This is a genomic window from Corynebacterium tuberculostearicum, assembly GCF_016894265.1.
Lineage (GTDB): Bacteria > Actinomycetota > Actinomycetes > Mycobacteriales > Mycobacteriaceae > Corynebacterium > Corynebacterium tuberculostearicum_D.
Window position 1 is genome coordinate 1,444,733 of record NZ_CP069791.1, and the last position, 17,244, is coordinate 1,461,976.

Below are 17,244 nucleotides of genomic sequence, written 5' to 3' on the forward strand. Positions count from 1 at the left end.
GCAGTTGCGGCACGCACAAGCAATGCGCATCGCGCTGGCTTATGCGTCACGATAATGTGGACTGAAATAAAGGAGAAATACTCATGGCATTGACCACTGAGAAGAAGGCCGAAATCCTCAAGGAGTACGGCCTGCACGAAACCGATACCGGTTCCCCTGAGGCACAGGTTGCCCTGCTGACCTCCCGCATCAATACTTTGACCGAGCACCTGAAGTTCCACAAGCACGATCACCACTCCCGCCGTGGTCTGCTGCTGATGGTTGGTCGCCGTCGTGGCCTGCTGAAGTACCTGGCTGAGAACAACGTCGATCGCTACCGTGATCTGATCTCTCGCCTGGGTCTGCGCCGTTAATTTCGGCCCAGCTTCGGCCACCTCGCCCCGCCCTTTGGCGGGGCTTTTGTGGTTTTTCTGTTAGAATTTGACACCGTTGTCATAGACAAAATCGACCAGGCGGCATCGACGATCGCCTAAACCACTCAAGGAGACATTTTTTAATGAGCGTTCAGAACTCCGTCGAGTTCAATATTGACGAGGACTTTGGCATTACCGAGGCCATTGCCACGCTAGACAATGGTGACTTTGGTACCCGCACCCTGCGCTTTGAAACCGGCCAGCTGGCCCGGCAGGCAGACGGCTCCGTGACCACCTACTTGGACGATGACACCATGTTGCTGGCCACGACCACCGCGTCCAACCAGCCGCGCGAGGGATTTGATTTCTTCCCGTTGACTGTAGACGTAGAAGAGCGCATGTACGCGGCCGGCAAGATTCCAGGCTCCTTTTTCCGCCGTGAGGGCCGTCCTTCTTCTGAAGCCATCCTGGCATGCCGCCTTATCGACCGCCCGCTGCGCCCAACCTTTGTCAAGGGCTTGCGCAACGAGGTCCAGGTCGTTGTCACTGTGATGTCCCAGGATCCGGAAGAGTACTACGACGTCGTTGCTATCAACGGCGCTTCCGCCGCCACCCAGCTGTCCGGCTTGCCTGTTTCCGGCGCTGTCGGCGGTGTCCGCATGGCACTGATCGCTGATGATAAGCACCCCGAGGGCCAGTGGGTGGCCTTCCCGAACCACGAGCAGCACGAGCGCGCTCTCTTTGAGATGGTCGTTGCCGGCCGCATTGTCAAAAAGGGCCGCAAGGACGACGTAGCCATCATGATGGTCGAGGCCGGTGCTGGCACCAACGTTGCTGAGCGCATTGCCGACGGCGCTCCTGCACCGCAGGAAGCAACCGTTGCTGAAGGCTTGGAAGCAGCAAAGCCATTCATTAAGACCTTGTGCGAAGCCCAGAACGGTCTCGCGGAGCGTGCCGCCAAGGAAACCCAGGAGTTCCCACTCTTCCCGGCGTACGGCGATGATGTCTTCGCGGCAGTGGAAAAGGCTGCTAGCAAGAAGCTAGAGAAGCTGCTGACCATCCCGGGCAAGCAGGAACGTGACGACGCCACCAATGAAAACATGGAGCAGGTCGAAGAAAAGCTCTTGGACCAGTTCGAGGACTTGGAAGAGGCCGATGCGTCTAAGCAGATTCGCGGCGCTTATAACGCTTTGATGAAGCAGATCGTACGCCAGAAGATCCTCTCCGAGGGCTTCCGTATCGATGGCCGTGGCGTTACCGATATCCGTGACCTCTCCGTTGAGGTGGACCTGGTTCCGCGTGCTCACGGTTCCTCCCTGTTCGAGCGCGGTGAGACCCAGATTCTGGGTGTTACCACCCTGGACATGCTCAAGATGGAGCAGCAGATTGACTCCCTGACCCCGGTGGAATCCAAGCGCTACATGCACCACTACAACTTCCCGCCATTCTCTACTGGCGAGACTGGCCGCGTGGGCTCCCCGAAGCGCCGCGAGATCGGCCACGGTGCATTGGCCGAGCGCGCTCTGCTTCCGGTCATCCCATCCCGCGAGGACTTCCCATACGCCATCCGCCAGGTCTCCGAAGCCTTGGGCTCCAATGGCTCTACCTCCATGGGCTCTGTATGTGCCTCCACCTTGTCCCTCTACAATGCCGGTGTTCCGCTGAAGGCTCCGGTAGCTGGCATCGCTATGGGCCTGGTTTCTGGCGAGGTAAATGGCAAGGAGAAGTTTGTCGCCCTGACCGATATTCTCGGCGCCGAGGATGCCTTTGGCGATATGGACTTCAAGGTCGCCGGTACCTCTGAGTACATCACCGCCCTGCAGCTGGACACCAAGTTGGATGGCATCCCGTCCAAGGTCCTGGCCCAGGCACTGGAGCAGGCTCGCGATGCCCGCTCTACCATCCTGGAGACCATGGCTGAGGTCATCGATACCCCGGACGAGATGTCTGGCCTTGCACCGAAGATCACCTCCGTGAAGATCCCGGTTAATAAGATCGGCGAGCTCATCGGACCAAAGGGCAAGACCATCAACCAGATTACCGAGGAAACTGGCGCCGATGTCTCCATCGAGGATGACGGAACCGTCTACGTTTCCGCTGCAACCGGTGAGGCTGCGGATGCTGCCATCGATAAGGTTAATTCCATTGCTAACCCGCAGCTGCCGAAGGTAGGAGAGCGCTTCCTAGGCACCGTGGTAAAGACCGTGCCGTTCGGCGCATTCGTTTCCTTGACCCCGGGTCGCGATGGCTTGATCCACATTTCCAACCTGGGTGGCGACGAGCGCATCGAGAAGGTAGAAGACGTCATCAACGTTGGCGATAAGGTTCAGGTAGAAATCGCGGATATCGATAACCGCGGCAAGATTTCCCTGGTTCCGGTTGAGGACTAATCCCTAAACCCAAAAGAAGGGCTCTGCCTTCCAGCTCACTCGCTGGAAGGCAGAGCCTTTCTTCGTAGGTGTGCACCATCCAGGGGCGCCGGCACAACCTTAGTTCTGGAAGTCGATGACCACGCGCGATGGGTCATTCAGATACGTCACGGAGTAGGCAGTCTTCTTCTCTAGACCGATAATGAGCTGGGTTTGCGCCTCAAAGGTGGTGGTGTAGTTGACTGCGCTAACCACCCCGGCACCAGGGGTAGTGCCTGGCTGCATGTACTTTTCTTTTAACTCTGGGGTAGAAGGCCACGGCGTTCCCTCAATGCCGAGGTTGAGGAAGGTATTTCCTTTGACCTCGACTGGTTTTCCGGATGCCTGTTGGGCAGGGCTATCGGTATAGGAAGTAAACCACCCCGGTTCACCTTCGCCCTCCAGGTCGATGACGACGCGGGTGAAGCCATCGTGTGCTCCCACTCGCACGCCCGTGGGAATGAGGTTTCCGAGCCCCTCCGGCATGTGCTGTTGGTCCTCGAGAGAGGCCGTGCCCATACCGGCGAATGCCAGTGGGGCTGAGTCCTGGGGGAGCTTCTGCTTTTCTGCATCCGCTGCCGAGGTACTGCGCGGGGCAGAAGTAGCGGCGGGGGTAGCGGAGCTGGTTGGAGCATCAGCCGTGTCGGTAGTTGACTGAACCTCACTAAATGCCGGTGCGCCTGCTTGCGTAGCGTCCTCATCGGAACAAGCGGCAAGTGCTAACGCGCATCCTGCACTGATGGCCACGGCGATAGTGCGAGAGAAAATTGAGGGAGACATATTCATCACTTCCTTCGTGCTTACCGTGTCGTTACACCCATTCTACTGGGGCAGATGGGACAAGCATTAGGAAGTGATGCAATTGTTAATCCGTGTGATGAGGGGAGGGGGGCGGCTACTTCTTCAGTTCCACGAGCTGAATAAGGTTGCCCACGGTGTCATCGAATACAGCGATGATGGACGGGCCAACATCGGTGGGCTCCATGGTGAACTTCACGCCCTTGTCACTGAGCTCTTTATATTCGCTCTCCACATCGGCGGACAGGAACTGCGTGACCGGAATACCGTCAGCCTTGAGTGCTGCGGCGTAGTCTTTGGCGGCGGGGTGGCCCGTCGGTTCCAGAAGCAGCTCGGTATCTCCCTCACCTTCAGCATTGGTGACGGTGAGCCAACGGAAATCGCCGTGAGTTACGTCATCCTTGACTCGGAAGCCAAGGGTATTGACGTAAAAATCGTGAGCGCGGGCAACGTCGTCTACAGGAACGGAAGCGATATAGATCTGCATGCCCGCCATCCTAGTGAGAGTGAGGGGGGGGGCATCGTCGGAGAGTGCAAGTCCGTTCCAAGGAAGGCGAGGAATTGTGCAACCCCCATGCGCGTTAGGATGGGGAGAAAAGTACTACCGATGTGGCTGAAGAAGGAGAACACACCATGGCTATCAAGGTTGGCGTACTAGGCGCTCACGGACGCGTAGGCCAGGCAATCGTTGCAGGCGTCAACGCGGAAGATGACCTAGAGCTGGTGGCAGAAATTGGCCGCGATGATGATTTGCAGCAGCTTATCGACGCCCACGCAGAGGTCATCGTGGACTTTACCCAGCCAGATTCCGTAATGGGAAACCTGGAATTCTGCATCGCCCACGGAATCCACTGCGTGGTGGGAACCACCGGCTTTGATAAGGAGCGCTTGGCTCAGGTAGAGGAGTGGACCAAGCAGGACGGTGCCGGCAATGTCCTCATTGCGCCGAACTTTGCCATTTCCGCAGTGCTCACGATGGTGCTAGCTAAGCAGGCTGCTAAGTTCTTTGAGACTGCAGAGGTTATTGAATTCCACCACCCAACCAAGTTGGATGCGCCGTCCGGTACTGCGATCCATACTGCCGAAGGAATTGCCGCCGCCCGCAAGGAGGCTGGTCTGGGTGACATGCCGGATGCTACGGAAAAGCAGCTCGATGGTGCCCGCGGCGCTACCGTCGACGGCATTCCGGTTCACGCGGTTCGCACCCGTGGCATGGTGGCACACGAAGAGGTTGTCTTTGGTGCTCAAGGTCAGTCGCTGACCATCCGCCAGGATTCTTATGACCGCGCGTCCTTTACACCAGGCGTACTGGTGGGCGTGCGCCAAATTGCGGACCACCCGGGCCTAGTCGTAGGCCTTGATAAGTACCTGGGGCTTTAAGCCATGGCTAAAGCAAGTGAGCTAGACATTCAGCTCATTGCCGCAACGCAGTTCCACGCCCCGCAGGGCGTGGAGTGGCACGCGGATGACTCGGCCTCTGATGGGGAAGCACTTGTCGAGTTCGCTGGACGGGCCTGCTACGAGTCTTTTGATAAGCCAAATCCCCGGACAGCAACCAATGAAGCCTACCTGCACCACATCATGGAGGTAGGCCATACTGCGTTGCTCGAGCATGCCACGGCCACGATGTACATCACGGGGCTGTCGCGGTCGGCGAGCCATGAGCTCGTGCGCCACCGGCACTTTTCTTTCTCGCAGCTCTCCCAGCGCTTTGTTCACCCAGAAGAGACCGAAGTAGTCCTACCAAAACTGGTGGCCGAAGACGAGCAACTAAGTCGATTGGTCATGCAGGCGGTTGATGAGACCCGCTTTGTCTACGATGAACTGCTTAGCGCACTAGAAGAGAAGCTGGATGAGCCCAACGCTCTCCTGCGCAAAAAGCAGGCCCGTCAGGCGGCGCGTGCTGTGTTGCCAAACGCCACAGAAACGCGCATCGTTGTCACTGGCAACTATCGTGCGTGGCGGCATTTTATTAGTGCACGGGCCGCCGAGCAGGCGGACGAGGAACTCCGCCACGTTGCGGTAGAGTGCCTGAAACTGCTGCAAAGCAAGGCTCCAGTGCTCTTTGATGATTTCAATATCACCACTCTTGCTGATGGGACCCAGATGGCGGCAAGCCCCTACGCCTAACACGCGCGAGACCCCGATGCGGCTAATTGCAAGCCAAAAGGGTAATCTTGACGGCTATGAGCACAGGTATGACAGCAAAGACTGGCGTCGACACCTTTGGACGCATCGGCATCGCCATGGTCACCCCGTTTGACCGTGACGGTGCGCTGGACGTTGCAGCAGGTCGTCGCCTAGCAGCTCATCTCGTTGACAATGGCGTTGATTCGCTCATCCTTGGTGGAACCACCGGCGAATCACCGACCACTTCAGTTGAAGAGAAGCTGGAGCTGCTCAAAGCCGTAAAGGAAGAAGTAGGAGACCGCGCAAAGCTTTGCGCCGGTGCCGGAACGAATGACACCGCATCCTCCATTAAGCTGGCTCAGGCCACCGCTGAAGCGGGGGCAGACAGCTTGCTAGTGGTAACTCCCTACTACTCCAAGCCTTCACAAAAGGGCGTTTACGAGCACTTTGCCGCAGTCGCGCAAGCCACGGATCTACCGATCTGTGTCTATGACATCCCTGGCCGCTCGGGCATCCCAGTGGCGCCGGATACCCTCCGCCGCCTTGCGGATTTGCCGACCATCCAAGCCGTAAAGGACGCCAAGGGCGACCTTCCTGCGGCCGCAGAACTCATCCAAGAAACCGGTTTGGCTTGGTATTCCGGTGATGATCCGATCAACCTGCCGTGGCTTTCCCTCGGCGCATCTGGTTTCATCTCCGTTATCGGCCATGTTGCACCGCGTGCCTTGGTAGAACTTTATGAAGCTTTCGACGCGGGCGATATGGCCCGCGCCCGAGAAATCAATGTCACTACGCTCCTTCCGCTAACCCATGCACAAGCTCGGTTGGGTGGAGCGACGTTTGCAAAGGAAGCCCTGCGCCTGCAGGGCATCGAAGTTGGCGATACCCGTCTTCCTATCACCGCTGCGAGCGGGGAGGAACGCGAGGAACTTCGCCGTGATCTGGAACAATCTGGAGTCCTCTAAGAATGAATGAACCCCGTAACCGTTCCCGCAAGGTGACCCGCAAGGCGGGCCCACCGGCGGAAAACGAAACCGCCTCCAACGAGGCGGCTTCGCCAGTTTTCCAAGCCCCAGCAACTGACGCGGGCAATTCCGCTCAGGGCGACAAGGATAATTCTGGCAAGAAGAATTCTTCCGACAACAACAACGAAGGTGGCGGCAACAACCGTCGCTCCCGTTCCCGTGGCAGCCGCGGCCGTGGCCGTGGTGGCAACGGCAATGGCAATGGCAATAACCACGGTGGAAACAATAACCACGGCGGCAAGAACGGCAATGGAAACGGAAAGAACGGCAACGGTAAGGGCCGCGGCCGCAACAACCGTGGCCGCCGCAACGTGCCCAAGTCTATGCAGGGCGCGGATCTGACCAAGCGCCTGCCGGAGCCACCGAAGCAGCCAAAGGATGCCCTGCGTATTTACGCTCTGGGCGGTATCTCGGAGATCGGCCGCAATATGACCGTCTTCGAGTACGGCGATGACCTCATCATCATTGACTGTGGTGTGCTCTTCCCATCCTCTGGTGAGCCAGGCGTGGACCTCATCCTGCCTGACTTCGGCCCTATCGAGAAGAAGATCCACAAGGTCAAGGCCCTCGTCGTTACTCACGCGCACGAGGACCACATCGGCGCTATCCCGTGGCTGCTCAAGCTGCGTCCGGATATCCCCATCGTTGCTTCCCGCTTCACCATCGCGCTTATTGCTGCAAAGTGTAAGGAGCACCGCCAGAAGCCGAAGTTCGTCGAGGTTAATGAAAAGTCCGACGTAACCTACGGTCCGTTCCGCGTGCGCTTCTGGGCCGTCAATCACTCCGTGCCGGATGCCCTGGGCATCATGCTGGGCACCCCAGCCGGCAATATCATCCACACCGGTGACATCAAGCTGGACCAAACCCCGCTGGATAATCGTCCAACGGATCTCCCCGCTCTGTCCCGCTATGGTGATGAGGGCGTTGACCTCATGCTGTGCGATTCCACCAACGCTACGGTCCCTGGTGTATCGGCATCTGAGGGCGATATTCCTGCCAACTTCAAGCGGCTCGTCGCCGGCGCTAAGCAGCGCGTAATCTTGGCGTCCTTCGCCTCCAACGTTTACCGTGTCCAGGCAGCTATCGACGCCGCTGTGGCAAACGGCCGCAAGGTGGCCTTCAATGGCCGTTCGATGATGCGCAACATGGAAATCGCAGAGAAGATGGGCTTCTTGAAGGTTCCACGCGGCACCATCATCCCCATCGATGAGGCTGCCAAGATGGCTCCGCATAAGACCATGCTGATTACCACCGGTACGCAGGGTGAGCCAATGGCAGCTCTGTCGCGTATGGCCCGCCGCGAGCACCGCCAGATTACCGTCCGCGATGGCGATACCATCATCTTCTCTTCCTCGCTCATTCCGGGCAACGAAGAGGCCGTCTACGGCGTCATCAACATGCTGTCCCAGATCGGTGCCAACGTTGTTACCAACCAGGATGTAAAGGTGCACGCCTCCGGTCACGGTTACGCTGGCGAACTGCTCTTCCTGTACAACGCAGCGCGCCCGCGCAACGCTATGCCGGTACACGGCGAGTGGCGCCACCTGCGCGCCAATAAGGAACTGGCTATCTCCACCGGTGTGGATCGCGACCGTACGGTGCTGGCACAAAACGGCGTCGTCGTGGACCTGCGCAAGGGTCGCGCCGAGGTCGTAGGCCAGATGCAGGTGGGCAACCTGTACGTCGACGGCGTGTCTATGGGTGACGTGGACGCTGACACCTTGGCTGATCGCACCAACCTGGGTACCGGCGGCGTGGTTTCTATCACCTGTGTGATTGATAACCGCACCTCGCGCCTGCTGGAGCACCCAACGGTATCTACCACAGGCTTCTCCGATGATGACCGCGGCATCGTGCCGGAGGTTGCGGAGATGGTGGAAAACACCATGAACGATCTCGCCGCTGAAGGCGAGAATGATACTTACCGCATGGTGCAGAAGCTGCGCCGTAAGGTATCCAAGCTCATGGATTCCAAGTACAAGCGCGAGCCGGTCATTCTGCCGACCATCGTGCCGACGAATTCCGGTCCTTTGGTTACCGATGAAGAAGACGTTGACGCTTCTCGCGAGTCCCTGTAAATAGCACGGGTACCTCGCGCTAAGCGAAAGCAAGCCCCAGCATGCCAGCTAGCTCGGTATGCTGGGGCTTATGTCGTTTTCTTCTGCTGAGCGCGCCAAAATGGTAGCGCTATTTCATAAGCTTGGTCCCGATGCCCCTACCTTGTGCGAGGGCTGGACAACCCGGGACTTGGCCGTACATTTGTGGGTGCGGGAAAACCGCCCCGATGCCGCCGCCGGCATCTTCGTCAACGCGCTGTCCGGCCGGCTGGAAAAGGAATCACGTAAGGTGGCCGACCGCGACTTTGATGAGTTGGTTGATGACTGGGGGAGGGGACCAGCTGCCTATAACCCCGTCCGGTTCGTGGATGCACAGCAAAACTTTGTGGAGCACTTTGTTCACCACGAGGATATTCGCCGGGCTAATGGCATGGGCCCGCGCGACTTTTCGGCTCGCATCAAGCAGCAGATGCATAGCTATCTAAAGCTCTTGGCTAAGGTGGCCCTGCGCAAATCTGAACGTCCGGTGATTCTGCAGCCGGAAGGATTGCCGCGAATCGTTGCCGCAGATACCCATGGCGTGGCGGATAAGGGCGATGCCGTGGTCCGCGTTTCGGGCGAGGTAGGCGAGCTCATCCTCTGGTCCTTCGGGCGTGATGCTGCTGAAGTCAAGGTTGAAGGTGATGCCGGCGCCATCGTAAAGTCAATTCTCTAATCTTGTTTTAGTTGCAGTTTCTTAGCTTTTGGGTGCGTGGGAAGCGTTCTCCGTGAGATTGTGGGGCCAGACGTTAGGGAAACGCGTGTGGTTAATGTGATTTATGGGGTGGCGCGGTTAAGGTAGAGGCATGTCTGTCAAAAATGCCTCTTCGCGCGGAACGCGCCGAAAGTCGAATCGTTCACGGCCGTCGGGCCGCAGCCGGTCCGGTGCTGGCATGCCGGAAAGCCTGGCTATGACGTCTTCGCATCGGCGCGCGGCGGCGACCTCGCAGGAACGTACGGGCAGTGCGTTTCGGGCCGTCGGCAAGGGCTTGGGCGTTGCCTTTGGTGCCACGGCCCGCGGCATGGGAAATATGGCGCGGGGCGTAAGCCATGGCGTGGCCGGGCTCAAGCCCAGCGAAGACTTATATGACACCGAGGAGTACGAGACGACGAGGGAGCCGGAAGAAATTTCTGCACGCGGGGAGAAAAAGAAGAAGAGCAAGGTTACTCGGGCGCGCGATGTAGCCGCAGAAGAAGAGCTTTCTGCCATGGAAGTAAGCGAGGAAGAATCGCGCGGTATTCAGGTGAAAAATCCTGATGCGGTGGCGCTCGTTTTGATCGGCATTGCCATCGTGCTTGCGGCTACCGTCTGGTTTGGCGTTGCCGGCCAAGTAGGCGCCTGGGTGGGCAATATCGTCCGCTATGTCATTGGTGCAGGCGCCTGGGTGCTGCCGGTTGCGCTAGTGGCCTTGGCCATTGCCTTGATGATGGACATCTCTGGTCCAGCGGGGCACTTTAAGCCGCGCATTGTGGGCGGTATTAGCATTATCGTCCTTGCCATGCTCAGTTTGATCCACATCTTTGCTGGTACCCCTGAGCTCGGCTTTACCCCGGACAGCGCCGGTGGTGCCGGCGGTGTAATCGGCTACGCCATTGGCGGCCTTCTGGAGACGGCCTTCACCTCTTTCGTCGCTGTGCCGTTGCTTTTCCTCGTCATTATCTACGGCGCCCTATTGGTCACCGGCATTACTATCCGCGAGGCCTATGAGTTGGTGGCTGATGCCATTTCTGCGGCCTTTTCCCGCTTTGGCGGCGCGGACGAGGACTATTACGACGAAGAGGGCGATGACCTCTACGGCCACGTCACCGGCGATATTGATGACATCGCAGAAGGCCGTGAGCGCAGCGAGCGCCCAGCACGACCTGCAGCCAAGCGCCGTTCCTCTGAGCGTGGTGGAAGCCTGCGCGCTTTCCGACGCCCCACTGAAGACCCCGCCCCGCGTGGTTCTTCTTATCCGGTGGATTCTCCTGCTGCAGCAGAGGAGGAACATGCCACCCGCACCTTTAGCACACCAACGCGAGGCGGGTTCCAGTCCGTGTCTAACGCGGCTGAGAAGCCGGTCTCTCGTGACATCGGGGATACCGATGAGATCCCGGTGGTAGACGACGCCGCTGCGTCGTCGCCGGAACAACCGGCTTCCGGGGATCCGGAACCGACCCGAGTGCTGGGCACTACTCGTCAACGCCCCACTTCCCCTTCTACCCGCTCGGCTACGGCAGCAGGTGCTGATGCTGGCACTGCCGCCGGTAACGCAATTGGCTCGGCCGCTGGTGCGGCTGCGGGCGCTGCCGGTGCTGCGGGAGCAGCAAGTGGCGCAGCAAAGACTGCTGCTGCGGGTGCTGCCGGTGCCGCTGGCGCTGCGGCAGCCGGTGCAGCTGCAGGCGCTGCTGGATCTGCGGTGGAAGGAGGCGCTGATGCAGTATCGTCCGCGCACGAGAAGGCCCGCCAACTCTTCCGCGAGCGCTCCGGACGCGACGCTACGACCGGCGCACAGGTGGACTCCACCGAGCCTGCGGCCGAGGCCGCAGGGGACCCGGGTACTTCTGCTGTTCCTGCGCCGGCCGCACAGTTTGGCAACGAGAATTACGCGGTTCCCACCACGGACCTGCTGACCCCGGGCACTCCGGCCAAGGAGCGCACGGAGATTAATGACCGCATCATTGAGGCCATCACCGATGTCTTCGAAGAGTTCAAGGTCGATGCCCAGGTAACCGGCTTTAGCCGTGGCCCAACAGTGACCCGTTATGAAATCGAGCTGGGACCAGGCGTCAAGGTATCGAAGATTACGAACCTGCAGTCCAATCTGGCCTACGCCGTGGCCACGGATAATCTACGTTTGCTCACGCCCATCCCCGGCAAGTCGGCCGTTGGCATTGAGGTTCCCAACCCAGATCGCGAAATGGTGCACCTGCGCGAGGTGCTTGATGCGCCAAGCATGACCAGCTCACCGGATCCCATGCTCATCGGTTTGGGCAAGGACATCGAAGGCGAATACACCTCGTTCTCGGTTCAAAAGATGCCGCACTTGCTTGTCGCCGGCGCTACCGGTTCCGGTAAGTCCGCTTTCGTCAACTCCATGTTGGTCTCGCTGCTTACCCGAGCCACCCCTGAGCAGGTTCGCCTCATCTTGGTGGACCCGAAGATGGTGGAACTTACCCCGTACGAGGGCATTCCGCACTTGATCACGCCCATCATTACCCAGCCGAAGAAGGCCGCAGCAGCTCTGCAGTGGCTAGTGGAGGAGATGGAGCAGCGCTACATGGATATGAAGGCTGCTCGCGTACGCAAGATCGAGGACTATAACCGCAAGGTTGTCTCCGGCGAATACCAGGCGCCGGCAGGCTCCGAGCGCGAGGTACGCCCGTACCCGTACATCGTCTGTGTCGTCGACGAGCTGGCGGACCTGATGATGACCGCGCCAAAGGAGATTGAGGACTCCATCGTCCGCATCACCCAGAAGGCGCGTGCCGCCGGTATTCACCTCGTCCTTGCAACCCAGCGCCCGTCCGTTGACGTGGTGACCGGTCTGATTAAGACCAACGTGCCTTCACGCTTGGCCTTTGCGACGTCCTCACTGACGGACTCTCGCGTTATCTTGGACCAGGGCGGCGCGGAAAAGCTCATTGGTATGGGCGATGGCCTCTTCATTCCGCAGGGCAAGCGTCCCGTGCGTATGCAGGGCGCATTCGTCTCGGATGATGAAGTCATGGCGGTTGTCGATGCCGCCAAGTCGCAGGCCGCGCCGAACTACACCGAGGGCGTGACTGAAGAGAAGCAATCCGAGGCCAAGCAGGAAATCGATGAGGAAATTGGCAAGGACATGGACGACCTCCTCGAGGCCGTCGAGCTGGTGGTCACCGCCCAGTTGGGCTCGACTTCTATGTTGCAGCGCAAGCTGCGCATCGGGTTTGCCAAGGCCGGCCGCCTCATGGACCTGATGGAATCTCGTGGCGTGGTCGGACCGTCCGAAGGCTCCAAGGCCCGCGAGGTTCTGGTGAAACCGGAAGAGCTCGATACCATCATCTGGATGATCAAGGGCGCCGACCCTGCCGAAGCCCCGAAGGAGATTCAGGATGAGATGCAGCAGCAAGAGCAGGAGGAAGCTGCCGCTACTTCCGACGCCGATTCTTCCGCAGGCGCCGATTCCTCCCCGCAGGGCGATGCCGGCGACACCCGTACCGTCCAGACAACGTATAACCCTTCGGCAGGCGCCTTCTAAGATCGTGTAAAGTTGAACGAGTCTTGGAGGGGAGTACCCCATCTTTCGGCATCGATCGTCAGCACGGTAGCGTTACGCTCCCGGTCGTGCCGGCCCGGCGGAAATTGGTTCGCCGGGCGGGGGAGACCTCCGGTCATTTTGTTGTATCTTCGACCGGAGGGATGTACCAATGCATGTGCCATTGTGGATCTGGGCGATTTCCATCATCGTCATTCTTGGATTCTTTGTTTTTGATTTCTACTCCCACGTGCGCACCCCGCACGAGCCGACGCTGAAGGAATCCGGGTTCTGGACCCTGTTCTATGTCGGTATCGCTTTACTTTTTGGTGCCGGCGTGTGGGCCATATGGGATCACGAGCACGGCATCCAATACCTCACGGGTTACGTGACAGAGAAGGCGCTATCCGTAGATAACCTCTTTGTTTTTGCGCTTATCATGGGCGCCTTCAAGATCCCGCGGAAGTACCAGCAAAAGGTATTGCTCATCGGTATCGTCATCGCCTTGGCATGCCGCTTGGTATTTATCCTTTTGGGTGCTGCGGTCATCGCGGCATGGTCCGATATCTTCTACCTGTTCGCGATATTCCTCCTCTACACAGCGATCAAGCTCATCGTCGATGAGATTCGGGACGCCCCCGAAACCGATCCCAATGACATGGGCATCATCAAGCTGATCCGCAAGGTAGTCCATGTGACCCCGCGCTACCACGGCGATAAGCTCACGCACCGCGTGGAAGATTCTTCGGGCAAGCGTAAATTCGCGTTCACCCCGCTATTTATCGCGTTGGTGTCCATTGGTCTTATCGACGTGATGTTTGCCTTTGACTCCATCCCAGCCATCTACGGCATTACCTCAGAAGCGTTCTTGGTCTTTACCACCAATGCCTTCTCCCTCATGGGCTTGCGCCAGATGTACTTCCTGCTGGATGGCCTGTTGGATCGCTTGGTGTACCTGCCCTATGGTTTGGGCATCATCTTGGGCTTCATCGGTGTGAAGCTCATGTTCCATGCGCTGCATGAGAATAACTTGCCGTTTGTAAACGGCGGCGAGAACGTGGAGTCCATCCCAGAATTTTCCACCATTACCTCACTTATCGTGATCGTGGGCGTCCTGGTTATTACGGTTATCGCCTCGATTATTAAAAACAAGCGCGATGAGAACCAAGGCGGAGTACCGGTATCGCACAATCACTTCGACTGGGACGAGGAAGGCAATAAGATCGTCCGCAACAAGAAGGGTGAATTCTTGGGCAAGGCCGAAGACCTGCCCAAGGAAGAGCTACCGCACTAGAAGCGGGCGTTGACGGGATTCCATTCGCGGAAGCTGCGGCCGGTAATGCAGCCGGCCTGGTAGAAGGGGTCTTTGTCCATGAGGGCAATGGCGTCGGCGACCACGGCGTCGTCGGCAAGCCCCACGATGATGAGCGCGCCGCCCTTGGAATCCGTCAACGGGCCGGTGGCAATGATGGTGCCCTCCTCAAAAAGCTGCGCGGTAAACTCGCGGTGCGCGGGGCGGGCCTTAGCAATCTCAGGATTATTGGGGTTGTAGTCGTAGCTAACAGCAAAATACTTCATGCTTCGCATTTTAAAATGCAGGGGCATCCAAGCGCAGGTGCTTGGTGCTAACAGGTAGTATGTATAACGTGAATCAACCCGGAACACAGTCAGCGCAATCCTCGGATGTGAATCCACAGGTATCCAATTGGAACCTGCCAAATATTCTCACCAGCCTGCGCATTCTTTTCATTCCGGTTTTCGCATGGCTAGTTATTGCCGGCCATGAATGGTGGGCTTTTGGCCTATTTGCGGCCCTAATGCTCACAGATAAGCTCGACGGGGACATCGCACGTGCCCGTGGCCTTATCACCAATTTTGGCAAGATTGCTGATCCCATCGCGGATAAAGCGCTTATGACTACCGCACTGGTATGCCTCAACATCATTGGGGTACTGCCAGTGTGGATTACCGTGGTCATTCTCATTCGAGAGTTTGGAATCACCATCTGGCGTATGGTTTTGTTGCGCCGCGGCAAGGTCGTTCCTGCTTCGAAGGGCGGCAAGCTGAAGACTGTATTGCAATCCCTAGCAGTGGGGCTGTACCTGTGGCCCTTGCCGGAGTGGATGGACGTACCTACCTTCCTAGTGATGCTTTTGGCCGCAGTGGTGACCGTGGTTACCGGCGTTCAGTACCTCATCGACGGCAAGAAGCAGAATAGCTAGGTAGTTCATGAGCTCCATGGCGGCCCGCCTCGTATCTGAACTCACCGAGCGCGGCGAAACTTTGTCCTTTTGTGAGTCACTTACTGCTGGGTTGGCCAGTGCCACGGTGGCTTCTGTCCCTGGAGCTTCGGCTGTGTTGCGCGGAGGGCTTGTAACATATGCCACCGAGGTGAAGTCCCACTTTTTGCACCAGCCGGTAGCCGATATCGAAGCGGTCGGTGTGGTTTCTGGGCAGACCGCCCTTGCAATGGCCCGCGCGGCGGTGGCAGAAACCGGTGCGGACTGGGGGATAGGCCTTACCGGAGTGGCAGGACCAGACCTACAAGAAGGCAAGGCGGCCGGCACGGTCTATATCGGAATTTATTCTCCTAGCGGAGTCAGTTTTTCGCAGCAGCTTTCCGGGTTGGGGAAAGAGCGAAACGAAGTCAGAGAGGCCACGGTCGAAGCCGCCTTGCGTCTACTGCGCGCAACTTTGGAAGAAAATCCGGCACTGCGGGAACAATAACGAGACAAGGAGCGTTGACTATAGTGATGAACACTTCTACTGCAGTCCTCGAACACCCGGTAAACGGCGCTGTTGCACCAGCGGCGCCCGCCACTGCTCGTACCCCTGAGCCGCTATTGCGTGAGGCTCTTGGGTTGACGCTGCGCGCCTTCCGCGCGGACAAGGGAGTGACCCTGCGCGAATTGGCCGGGGTGGCCCGCGTGTCGCCGGGTTACCTTTCGGAGCTTGAACGCGGCCGCAAGGAGGTCTCCTCTGAGCTTCTTGCGTCGGTGTGCCACGCGTTGGATTGCTCGGTCTCTGATGTACTGATTGAAGCCGCCGGTTACATGACTCTGCCCTCCATGGATGAGGAGCTTGCTCATACGGCACCTGCCGCATCAGAGCTTTAGCCCACAGCGGTCTATGTCAACAGCCGGCCTACTCTCTTGCGAGGAAGGTCGGCTGTGGTGGTTAAGGGGGGCGTCGGCAAGCGCCCGCGACCGCGGGGAGTACAAGCGGCGGAAACAGCGCTTCGCTAGTATAAACAGCAGAACATTACGCACATTTTTTAACCTAGAAAGGTTGAAGCACACCATGGCGAACCCATTTGTTAAGGGCTGGAAGTACCTGATGGCACTCTTCGATAATAAGATCGAGGAAAACGCCGATCCGAAGGTGCAGATCGAGCAGGCTATTGAAGATGCTCAGCGCCAGCACCAGGAGCTGTCTCAGCAGGCGGCCGCCGTGATTGGTAACCAGCGTCAGCTGGAAATGCAGCTTAACCGCCGTTTGGCAGAGGTAGAAAAGCTGCAGGGCAATGCTCGCCAGGCTCTGGAATTGGCTGATCAGGCCCGTGCTAAGGGCGATGAAAATAAGGCCGTGGAGTACGAGAACGCGGCTGAGGCCTTCGCCGCCCAGCTGGTTACGGCTGAGGAGTCCGTGGAGGATACCAAGAAGCTGCACGACCAGGCACTGCAGCAGGCAGAAAAGGCCAAGAATGCGGTTCAGCGTAATAACGCCGCGCTGCGCGAAAAGGTCAATGAGCGCTCCAAGCTGCTTTCCCAGCTGGAGCAGGCAAAGATGCAGGAAAAGGTCTCTGAGTCTTTGAACTCCATGAACGAGCTGACCGCCAATGGCAATACGCCGTCTCTGGATGCTGTGCGCGATAAGATTGAGCGCCGTTATTCCAAGGCACTCGGCCAGGCTGAGCTTGCTGAGAACTCCGTGGAAAACCGCATGGCCGAGGTACAACAAGCTGGTATTCAGATGGCCGGTCATTCCCGCTTGGAGCAGATTCGCAGCGAAATGAACTCTTCTAAGTCCGTGGAAGGCAATAAGGCTCAGGCTATTGAGGGCAATAAAGCGTCTGGCTCTGCTGCCGACAACGCTGCTCAGCCAGGCAGTGCCAATAACGATGCTGTGCAGGCCCGGCTGCGTGAGCTGCGTGGGGAGTAAACCCCGACTGTCTTTTAAATAGTTATCGCCTCCCTCGGCCATCATTTGGTGGTGCG

The 17,244-nt window shown here is 58.3% G+C and carries 16 protein-coding genes; 13 read left to right on the forward strand and 3 right to left on the reverse strand.

The features are described from left to right. Positions 1–83 precede the first annotated feature (83 nt). The gene (gene rpsO / locus I6J28_RS06955; protein WP_005278802.1) at positions 84–353 is read left to right on the forward strand and encodes a 30S ribosomal protein S15; all 270 of its coding nucleotides are present in this window, start codon (positions 84–86) and stop codon (positions 351–353) included. A 143-nt stretch (positions 354–496) separates the two neighbouring features. Then, positions 497–2,743, forward strand: coding sequence for a polyribonucleotide nucleotidyltransferase (locus I6J28_RS06960; RefSeq protein WP_204608624.1), 2,247 nt, complete (start codon positions 497–499; stop codon positions 2,741–2,743). A gap of 99 nt (positions 2,744–2,842) precedes the next feature. On the opposite strand, the gene I6J28_RS06965 is transcribed toward I6J28_RS06960, so the two are convergent. After that, positions 2,843–3,541: an AMIN-like domain-containing (lipo)protein gene (locus I6J28_RS06965; RefSeq protein WP_204608627.1), complete on the reverse strand. Its 699-nt coding sequence runs from the start codon at positions 3,539–3,541 to the stop codon at positions 2,843–2,845. A gap of 115 nt (positions 3,542–3,656) precedes the next feature. Further along, complete coding sequence (locus I6J28_RS06970) at positions 3,657–4,046, reverse strand: VOC family protein (protein ID WP_204608631.1); 390 nt, start codon at positions 4,044–4,046, stop codon at positions 3,657–3,659. A 146-nt stretch (positions 4,047–4,192) separates the two neighbouring features. Here I6J28_RS06970 and dapB point away from each other — a divergent pair, with 146 nt between their 5' ends. The 7 genes from dapB to I6J28_RS07005 all read left to right on the forward strand — a co-directional run bounded on the left by dapB (position 4,193) and on the right by I6J28_RS07005 (position 14,321). Further along, entirely contained in the window at positions 4,193–4,939 is a 747-nt protein-coding gene (gene dapB, locus I6J28_RS06975; protein WP_204608634.1) for a 4-hydroxy-tetrahydrodipicolinate reductase, read from the forward strand. A gap of 3 nt (positions 4,940–4,942) precedes the next feature. After that, on the forward strand, positions 4,943–5,689 hold the full coding sequence (gene thyX / locus I6J28_RS06980) for an FAD-dependent thymidylate synthase (RefSeq protein ID WP_204608637.1): 747 nt from the start codon (positions 4,943–4,945) through the stop codon (positions 5,687–5,689). 56 nt (positions 5,690–5,745) lie between these two features. Continuing rightward, on the forward strand, positions 5,746–6,654 hold the full coding sequence (dapA, locus tag I6J28_RS06985; RefSeq protein ID WP_204608640.1) for a 4-hydroxy-tetrahydrodipicolinate synthase: 909 nt from the start codon (positions 5,746–5,748) through the stop codon (positions 6,652–6,654). Positions 6,655–6,656: 2 nt separating this feature from the next. Continuing rightward, a complete protein-coding gene (locus I6J28_RS06990) occupies positions 6,657–8,792 on the forward strand; it encodes a ribonuclease J (RefSeq protein WP_204608643.1) in 2,136 nt (711 codons plus the stop codon). 58 nt (positions 8,793–8,850) lie between these two features. Continuing rightward, positions 8,851–9,486: a TIGR03085 family metal-binding protein gene (locus tag I6J28_RS06995; RefSeq protein WP_204608646.1), complete on the forward strand. Its 636-nt coding sequence runs from the start codon at positions 8,851–8,853 to the stop codon at positions 9,484–9,486. Positions 9,487–9,703: 217 nt separating this feature from the next. Then, positions 9,704–13,030: an FtsK/SpoIIIE family DNA translocase gene (locus I6J28_RS07000; RefSeq protein ID WP_204611422.1), complete on the forward strand. Its 3,327-nt coding sequence runs from the start codon at positions 9,704–9,706 to the stop codon at positions 13,028–13,030. Between the two features lie 169 nt (positions 13,031–13,199). Beyond that, positions 13,200–14,321: a TerC family protein gene (locus tag I6J28_RS07005; RefSeq protein ID WP_204608649.1), complete on the forward strand. Its 1,122-nt coding sequence runs from the start codon at positions 13,200–13,202 to the stop codon at positions 14,319–14,321. On the opposite strand, the gene I6J28_RS07010 is transcribed toward I6J28_RS07005, so the two are convergent. Next, complete coding sequence (locus I6J28_RS07010) at positions 14,318–14,605, reverse strand: YciI family protein (RefSeq protein WP_204608652.1); 288 nt, start codon at positions 14,603–14,605, stop codon at positions 14,318–14,320. The two genes, I6J28_RS07005 and I6J28_RS07010, sit on opposite strands and share 4 nt — an antisense overlap. 59 nt (positions 14,606–14,664) lie before the next feature. Between I6J28_RS07010 and pgsA the strand changes: the two genes are divergently transcribed. From pgsA to I6J28_RS07030, 4 genes are all read left to right on the forward strand, one after another. Further along, positions 14,665–15,249: a CDP-diacylglycerol--glycerol-3-phosphate 3-phosphatidyltransferase gene (gene pgsA / locus I6J28_RS07015; RefSeq protein WP_204608654.1), complete on the forward strand. Its 585-nt coding sequence runs from the start codon at positions 14,665–14,667 to the stop codon at positions 15,247–15,249. A 7-nt stretch (positions 15,250–15,256) separates the two neighbouring features. Continuing rightward, complete coding sequence (locus tag I6J28_RS07020) at positions 15,257–15,754, forward strand: CinA family protein (protein ID WP_204608661.1); 498 nt, start codon at positions 15,257–15,259, stop codon at positions 15,752–15,754. A 26-nt stretch (positions 15,755–15,780) separates the two neighbouring features. Continuing rightward, positions 15,781–16,143 carry a helix-turn-helix domain-containing protein gene (locus I6J28_RS07025; protein ID WP_204611423.1) on the forward strand — a complete coding sequence of 121 codons (363 nt, stop codon included), beginning with the start codon at positions 15,781–15,783 and terminating at the stop codon, positions 16,141–16,143. 184 nt (positions 16,144–16,327) lie between these two features. After that, entirely contained in the window at positions 16,328–17,188 is an 861-nt protein-coding gene (locus I6J28_RS07030) for a PspA/IM30 family protein (protein ID WP_005325125.1), read from the forward strand. Positions 17,189–17,244 lie beyond the last annotated feature (56 nt).

Bases quoted from the DNA above. Each gene is read 5' to 3' on its own strand.
- rpsO (WP_005278802.1), top strand. From the start codon at position 84: ATGGCATTGACCACTGAGAAGAAGGCCGAAATCCTCAAGGAGTACGGC.
- I6J28_RS06960 (WP_204608624.1), top strand. From the start codon at position 497: ATGAGCGTTCAGAACTCCGTCGAGTTCAATATTGACGAGGACTTTGGC.
- I6J28_RS06965 (WP_204608627.1), bottom strand. From the start codon at position 3,541: ATGTCTCCCTCAATTTTCTCTCGCACTATCGCCGTGGCCATCAGTGCA.
- I6J28_RS06970 (WP_204608631.1), bottom strand. From the start codon at position 4,046: ATGCAGATCTATATCGCTTCCGTTCCTGTAGACGACGTTGCCCGCGCT.
- dapB (WP_204608634.1), top strand. From the start codon at position 4,193: ATGGCTATCAAGGTTGGCGTACTAGGCGCTCACGGACGCGTAGGCCAG.
- thyX (WP_204608637.1), top strand. From the start codon at position 4,943: ATGGCTAAAGCAAGTGAGCTAGACATTCAGCTCATTGCCGCAACGCAG.
- dapA (WP_204608640.1), top strand. From the start codon at position 5,746: ATGAGCACAGGTATGACAGCAAAGACTGGCGTCGACACCTTTGGACGC.
- I6J28_RS06990 (WP_204608643.1), top strand. From the start codon at position 6,657: ATGAATGAACCCCGTAACCGTTCCCGCAAGGTGACCCGCAAGGCGGGC.
- I6J28_RS06995 (WP_204608646.1), top strand. From the start codon at position 8,851: ATGCTGGGGCTTATGTCGTTTTCTTCTGCTGAGCGCGCCAAAATGGTA.
- I6J28_RS07000 (WP_204611422.1), top strand. From the start codon at position 9,704: ATGCCGGAAAGCCTGGCTATGACGTCTTCGCATCGGCGCGCGGCGGCG.
- I6J28_RS07005 (WP_204608649.1), top strand. From the start codon at position 13,200: ATGCATGTGCCATTGTGGATCTGGGCGATTTCCATCATCGTCATTCTT.
- I6J28_RS07010 (WP_204608652.1), bottom strand. From the start codon at position 14,605: ATGAAGTATTTTGCTGTTAGCTACGACTACAACCCCAATAATCCTGAG.
- pgsA (WP_204608654.1), top strand. From the start codon at position 14,665: ATGTATAACGTGAATCAACCCGGAACACAGTCAGCGCAATCCTCGGAT.
- I6J28_RS07020 (WP_204608661.1), top strand. From the start codon at position 15,257: ATGAGCTCCATGGCGGCCCGCCTCGTATCTGAACTCACCGAGCGCGGC.
- I6J28_RS07025 (WP_204611423.1), top strand. From the start codon at position 15,781: ATGAACACTTCTACTGCAGTCCTCGAACACCCGGTAAACGGCGCTGTT.
- I6J28_RS07030 (WP_005325125.1), top strand. From the start codon at position 16,328: ATGGCGAACCCATTTGTTAAGGGCTGGAAGTACCTGATGGCACTCTTC.